Consider the following 6,876-nt stretch of genomic DNA (forward strand, 5'->3'; position numbering starts at 1 on the left):
AGATTGATTGACAAGAGAAATGAGGTGTACAGCATGAACGGACAAAAAAGAGCGGATATCCGCCCAGGGCTGCTTGTTGATATCGTATTAAAGCAGGACCAGCGTACAGGCAAACTGACGCGGGGAACGGTCAAGGACATTCTGACCAATTCACCCGCCCATCCGCATGGCATTAAGGTGCGGTTGACGGACGGGCAGGTTGGACGGGTGCAGCATATCGTCGGACAGCAATAAAAGCTGCGGAGTATACTGCTACATACGTGCCGCGGGCTTGATTTGCGGAGAAGCCGCTCTCCGGTAGCTTGCCAGCAAACGGCCGAATATGCTGTCCCATGAATGGGCCCTGCTGGTTTCGCGGCCTGCCTCAGCAAGCTTGCAGCGCAAGGCACTGTTATCCAGCAGCATAGCTGCCGCCTCTGCGAAAGCTGCGGCATCATTGGCAGAGCACAGCCAGCCGTTGTTCCCGTGGCTGATCAGGTCCTTGACGCCGCCTTCTCCGGCTCCGATCACCGCGGTTCCGCTGGCCATCGCCTCCAGCACAACGTTGCCGAACGTCTCAGTGGCCGACGGAAAGAGGAACAGATCGGCTGCCGCATACCACTCGGCCAGATCCTTTCCGGTGACAAAGCCGAGCCGCTGCACCGCGTTCGCGGGCAGTCCGTGTGCGGCGGCATCCAAGCTGCGGCTGAGCGGACCGTCCCCGGCGACAACCAGGACGGATTCAGAGCGAAGCCGCTCCGGAAGACGTTTGAACGATTCCATAAGAACATCGATGCCTTTCTCGGGCGCCAGACGGCCTACATATAAAATGATGTGTTTACGAGGTCTAATGTTCCACTTTGACCATAACTGCTCCCTTTGTCCTGCAGGGGAGAAAAGCTTTGAATCAATGCCCCTGCTCCAGATTTCGAGATTGCGGAAGCCTTTATTTTTCAATTCGCCATAAGTGGACCGTGAAGGCACATAGATTCGCTCGCAGTTTCTGTGAAACCACAGCATATACCTCCAGAGCGCGGGTTCCAGCCAGCGGAGCCTATAGTAGTCGAGGTATTTATCGAAATGGGTATGATAGGATGCGACAAGAGGTATATGATGCTTTACTGCATACGAGGCGCCGAACAATCCGAGATTGAAGGGCGTGGCGACATGAATGAGCGTGGGGGAGAAGGCGCGAAGCCGGTTGTTGATCTGTTTGGCGTTGGGGATCGCCAGCTGACATTCCTTGTACAGAAAAAAGGGGATGCTGCGAAAACGTTCTACATCCGGGCCCGCAGGCTGGGTCCTGTCTCCCTCCGGCGCGAACACGATACAAGGTACCCTGTGCTCGCGCAAGTATTCCGTCCATCTCGCCAAGGTCAGTGCCGCACCGTTAACATCCGGCGCAAAGGTATCCGTAAAAAGCGCCACCCGAAGCATACAATTCCTCCCTCATCATAACAAGCCGATGAAAGACCTGAACGCGGTCTGTCTTCTCTGCAAGTACGTCGAAAGACGTTTTTCTTCATTATGACAGGGCAATGTATGCTGAAATTCAGCTTAATGTAAAGGCAGCGTCACAGATGCGCGCAGACAATCAGTTCAACCATGAAAGTTGGCTTTGGCCGCGATGGTCCGGCGTTCCCGGAACATGATGTAGTATAGAAAAGATGAAACAACATACAGCAGGCCCGTGATGCTGAAGGTGATGGCGTATCCCCAATAGTTCCCGTAGGTCGTTACGAGGTATGACTGCACCGGTCCCATGGTGGCCCACCCGAGCATAAAGGCGGTCTGCATCAGGGAGTTGGCTGTGCCGCGCCGTCTCGCTGATATTTTGTCCATCATAATGGCGGACTGAATGGGATTCGCTGCATTCATGAGCGCCTGCCTGAACAGAAAGCTGACAGATGCGGCCCACAGCAAATTGGTAAAACCTGTGACCAGCAGAAACGGAAGCGACAGCATCTGGAAGCAGACGACCGCCTTGACGGAACCGAGCCTTGCGGCAAGGAACGGGCCGATGAGCATGGAGACAATGGTCATGATCTGCCCCAGGGCAATCAGCAGGCTCATGCCGCTCCATGAAACGTCGAAGCGGTTTGTAAAGTATAGATTAAGATAAGGAATCACCAGACCCGAGCCAAAGCCGATCAGCAGCTGAGTGATCACAAATTGCGCGATAAGCACATACTCGCGTCCCGGCCGTATTGTCTCTGCCCCGCCGTCCGTTGCCATCGGTTTGCTGTCGGCAAGACAAGCAGCCTCCCGGGCCTCGGTGATGCGGATCAGAGGCAGGAAGGAGGCAAGCGTGGAAATGCCCCCGGCCATCAGCACGGCTTGCAGGCTGGCCGTCTTGCCAAAGCCGAAGGATTGCAGCAGATCCGCAATGACGCCGCCGCCAAGGCTGCCGATAACCTGTGCGGCAAGAACGAGCGACGAATAGTAGCTGAACATGCGCAGACGGTCGGACGGTTTTACATTTTCAGATAAAAAGGGAATGGCCAGCACCTGAAAGAAGGCGGCGAATATGCCGCTGAGGACGGCGAGCAGAAGCATGCCAGGCTGTGCTTCCAGCAGCGAGCGGCCGGCAAAGACGGCTCCGCTGACCAAAGCTCCGGCCATCAGCATCCACTTGCGGCTAAGCTTGTCGCCGAGCAGGCCGACCGGGATGAACATGAGGGCGGTTGCCAGGGATTGGAGGCTGACGACGCTGCCGGTCATCGATTCGTTATAGCCGAGGCTTTCGATATATAGGTTATACAGTACAGAGAACATGCCTGTGCCGATCTGGTACAAAATGTTAGCTAAGAAAAATAGCCTGATATTCTGCGGCCATTTCTGAAATGATTGCATGAAAGTTCCTCCACTCCGTTGTTAAAAGCGACCTTTTCTATTCTAGCAGGCTTAATCAATTACCGGAAGAAGAAGGGGCTATTTTGCCTGAGCGCGATTTGAAATAAGATGGGTAATAATAATCAATGGACAGTTTCCCTTAATTTGTTTATATTATTTCGGTATGAATTATTTTGGAGAAACAGCATTTTACCGCAGGAGGGATTCTTTTGGCATTTGGAGCACGGGTGTTAAAGACGGGCATTGCCGTGACACTGGCCCTCTTTTTAAGCACATTACTCAATACCCAATCGCCCGTGGGCGCCGCCATCGCTGCCATTTTCGCCATGCAGCCTTCCATTTACCGTTCCTGGCGCTATTTTCTGGATCAGCTGCAGACCAGCACATTGGGTGCGATTGTGGCTCTGGTGGGGGGAATGGTGCTTGGCAATCAGCCTATTGCTGTCGGACTTATCTGCAGTCTGGTCATTATCATTTGTCTTCAACTTAAAATGGCCGATACTATCGGTCTGACGCTGGTGACCGTCGTTTCCGTCATTGAGACAACCGGTGACTGGCAGTTTGCGGTTTCGCGCTTTGCGCTCACCCTGATCGGCATCGTTTCGGCTTTTCTCATTAATATATTGGTCTTCCCGCCCAAACCGAAGAAGCAGTTTGTCGGCCATATTCAAAGTGTGTTCGCAAAAATGTCGCTGCTGCTGCGGACGGCCATTTCGGATGAAATCAAGGAAACGGTGTTTCGTGAAGAAAAAAACAATCTGGAAGGCGCCATAAAAGGCCTGTCTGACAAGTACAACCTGTTCGAGGAAGAGCAGAAGAAGCTCAGGAGGGCGAGATACAGCCAGACCCGCGAGATGGTCGTTTACAAGCAAATGCTGCTTAGCCTTGAAAAAGGGTATGAGGTGCTGGACTCGGTTGAGCGGCACTATTTCCAGGCTGAGCGTCCTGACGGGACGGACCAATTCTTCGACAATCAGCTGGAGCAGCTTATCCGCTTCCATGAGCACGCACTTTTGAAATTTGAGGATAAGCTGAAACCGAACGAAGATGAATCGCATATTTTTGAAGAAGAAAACCGCATTTTTATGGAATCAGCCATTGCCCGTTATGACCGGACGCAGGAGGGGGTGCTGAGGCTGGCCATCGTGGCGGCGGCCATGTATGACTACGGCCATCAGCTCAGCCGTTTGAGCAGGCTTGCGGATCATATTCACCGCGGGGATGACAGCAAGGAGCAGGCGGATGGTCTAAAAGCGTGGCTGCGCAGATCTTAGCCGCCGGGATATACATCGTATAAAAGGTAAAAGGACGCCGCCGGCGTCCTTTTTAAACTGACTTACATAATATAGATGACAAAAAACTAAAAAAGCTTGCCGATTGATTACGGAAGCTGAAGCTGTTAAAATATAGGATGCTTTTGTTAAATGAAACACAAATAACTTAAATTCCACATTATTGTTAGATATTATAGCAAATACAATTGAGGATGTCAACATCCTGCCTCCGGGACTTGATCTGCTGCTGCAAGTTCATACTAAAGCTAGCCCGGATGTGGATGAGAAAGAGGAGAGATGCCAAAATGGATCAGGAATGGACAAAGGAACAACAAAGGGTAGACGAAGTTACTTCCGTTATCCGCGGCCGCATCCGCAAACTGGAAGCCGAAGTCGGCAGTGTCCGGGAGGATGTCGTCTCCATGAGGAAAGATTTCTGGGATGAAGTGACGATGAACTTCAGCGAGGCTGATGATGTGGGTGAAACGTCCACAAGTCTTCGTCAGCAGTCCCAGGTTTTGTCGGACCGCGAACATCGGCACAAGCAATCGGCTGCCATGCTGGACCGTCTGCACCGTCTGGTGCAGTCGCCCTATTTCGGCAGAATTGATTTTGCGGAGACGGGCGGTGCAGAGGAGAAAGTTTATCTTGGCATTGCATCCCTGATGGATGATGATGAGGTGGATTTTCTTGTCTATGACTGGCGTGCCCCGATATCCAATCTGTATTATGACAGCACGCCAGGGCCTGCTTCCTATGAAACCCCGTCAGGAGCCATAGAGGGTGAAATCACCCTGAAACGGCAGTTTGTCATCCGTGACGGGCGCATCCGTTTTATGTTTGATACGGGCGTAACGATCGGGGATGAACTGCTGCAGGCTGTTCTCAGCCGCAGCTCTGATGCCCAGATGAAAAGCATTGTAGCGACCATCCAGAAGGAGCAAAACCGGATCATCCGCGATGACCGCAGCCGCATGCTTATTGTCCAGGGGGCAGCGGGCAGCGGTAAAACGTCTGCTGCTCTCCAGCGTGTAGCGTACCTGCTTTATAAGTACCGCGACCGCCTGAGCGCGGATCAGGTCGTGCTTTTCTCGCCAAACCCGATGTTTAACAGTTATGTCTCCACCGTTCTGCCCGAGCTTGGCGAGGAGAATATGAATCAGACTACGTTGCAGGAATATCTGGAGCGCCGTCTGGGCAGGGAATTTCAGCTAGAGGATCCGTTTGAGCAGCTTGAATACGTGCTGTCCGCTTCCGGACAGCCGGAATATGAGGCGCGGATAGAAGGCATTCGTTTTAAATCCTCCCAAACCTTTCAGGGCATGATTGATGGGTACAAGCAGCGGCTGGAGCAGGAAGGCATGATGTTCAAGCCTGTTCGCTTTCAGGGCCGCGAGGTCGTGTCCGCCGCTGAAATGACCCGGAAATTTTATGAATTCGACTCTTCCATCCGCTTGGCCAATCGCCTGGAGCTGCTGCGCGAGTGGCTATTGAAGGAATTGGCGGCGTTCGGGAAAGCGGAGATTTCGGCCCCATGGGTCGACCAGCAGATCGAGCTTCTGTCCAGCGAAGATTACCAGCGAGCCTACAATCGGCTCCGCCGCAAGAACAAGAGGCTTAGCGAGACATTCGATGATTTTGACCGTGAGCGGAGCATTCTGGCCAAAATGGTGGTCAGCGACCGGCTCAAGCCTTTGCGCAAATGGATTAAAGCGCTGCGCTTTGTCGATATTACGCGGCTGTACAGCGAACTGTTCCGCAGCAGGGAGCTTGCGGAGCGTCTGTCCGGCGGTACAGAGCTGCCCGCGCGCTGGGAGGAGATAGGCACGCTGACGCTGCAGCGGATCAGTGAAGGCGGACTTGCCTACGAGGATGCGACACCGTATTTGTACCTGCGCGAGATCATGCTCGGTTTTCGCTCCAACAGTGGAATTCATCACGTATTTATCGATGAGGCGCAGGACTATTCGCCGTTTCAGCTGTCTTTCCTGAAGCGGCTGTTTCCAAGAGCAAAAATGACGGCTCTCGGCGACTTCAACCAGGCGATCTATGCCCATGCTTCGGTGCTTCAGAACGCAGGCCCTTTGGCGCAATTATACGGTCCCGATCAGACAGAGCTGATTTCCCTGACCAGGAGCTACCGTTCCACCAAGGAAATTGTGGAGTTTACAAGAGGAATGGTCGCAGGCGGAGAGCATATTATTCCGTTCAACCGCAGCGGCGGCAAACCGGAGGCAACCGAGATCGGTACTCGGGGAGAACTGCATCAAAGGATAACAAGAGATGTTGAAGGTTTGCTGGGTGAAGGTTATGAATCCATAGCTGTCATTTGCAAAACGGCCGAAGAAAGCGCTGCGGCCCATGAAGCGTTGGAGAAGCTGCTGTCTGTCAAACCGCGGCTGATCAAAAAAACAACGCCTGCCTTTGAAAAGGGGGTTCACATCATCCCTGCTTACCTGGCAAAAGGCGTCGAGTTCGACGCCGTCCTGATTTATGACGGTTCCAGCCGGCAGTATTCACGGGAAAGCGAGCGCAAGCTGTTCTATACGGCATGCACCCGGGCGATGCATTTGCTGCATGTCTATTCCCTTGGCAAAGCAACACCTTTTGTGACAGAGCAATCTCCAGACACGTTCGTTTATAGCGCGCTATCCAATAAATAACCATCCATGGAAAAAGGCAATAAGGACAATGAGGGTGTCCCAAAAGTAAACTTTGGAACACCCTCATCAGTAAAATAGGATGGTATTCGAAAGAAATTAAGGGGCTA

The 6,876-nt window shown here is 52.8% G+C and carries 5 protein-coding genes; 3 read left to right on the plus strand and 2 right to left on the minus strand.

What is annotated here, in order from left to right; translation table 11 throughout:
• Positions 1-33: 33 nt before the first annotated feature.
• Positions 34-234: a YwbE family protein gene (locus tag ACI1P2_RS12260; protein WP_355320107.1), complete on the plus strand. Its 201-nt coding sequence runs from the start codon at positions 34-36 to the stop codon at positions 232-234.
• Positions 235-252: 18 nt separating this feature from the next.
• On the opposite strand, the gene ACI1P2_RS12265 is transcribed toward ACI1P2_RS12260, so the two are convergent.
• Positions 253-1,416, minus strand: coding sequence for a glycosyltransferase family 4 protein (locus ACI1P2_RS12265; protein WP_355320109.1), 1,164 nt, complete (start codon positions 1,414-1,416; stop codon positions 253-255).
• 162 nt (positions 1,417-1,578) lie between these two features.
• A complete protein-coding gene (locus tag ACI1P2_RS12270) occupies positions 1,579-2,832 on the minus strand; it encodes an MFS transporter (protein ID WP_355320111.1) in 1,254 nt (417 codons plus the stop codon).
• A 209-nt stretch (positions 2,833-3,041) separates the two neighbouring features.
• Here ACI1P2_RS12270 and ACI1P2_RS12275 point away from each other — a divergent pair, with 209 nt between their 5' ends.
• Positions 3,042-4,106: an FUSC family protein gene (locus ACI1P2_RS12275; RefSeq protein ID WP_355320113.1), complete on the plus strand. Its 1,065-nt coding sequence runs from the start codon at positions 3,042-3,044 to the stop codon at positions 4,104-4,106.
• A 305-nt stretch (positions 4,107-4,411) separates the two neighbouring features.
• Entirely contained in the window at positions 4,412-6,769 is a 2,358-nt protein-coding gene (gene helD, locus ACI1P2_RS12280; protein ID WP_355320115.1) for an RNA polymerase recycling motor HelD, read from the plus strand.
• The last annotated feature ends 107 nt before the right edge of the window (positions 6,770-6,876 follow it).

Source organism: Paenibacillus jiangxiensis, from assembly GCF_046098255.1.
Lineage (GTDB): Bacteria > Bacillota > Bacilli > Paenibacillales > Paenibacillaceae > Paenibacillus > Paenibacillus jiagnxiensis.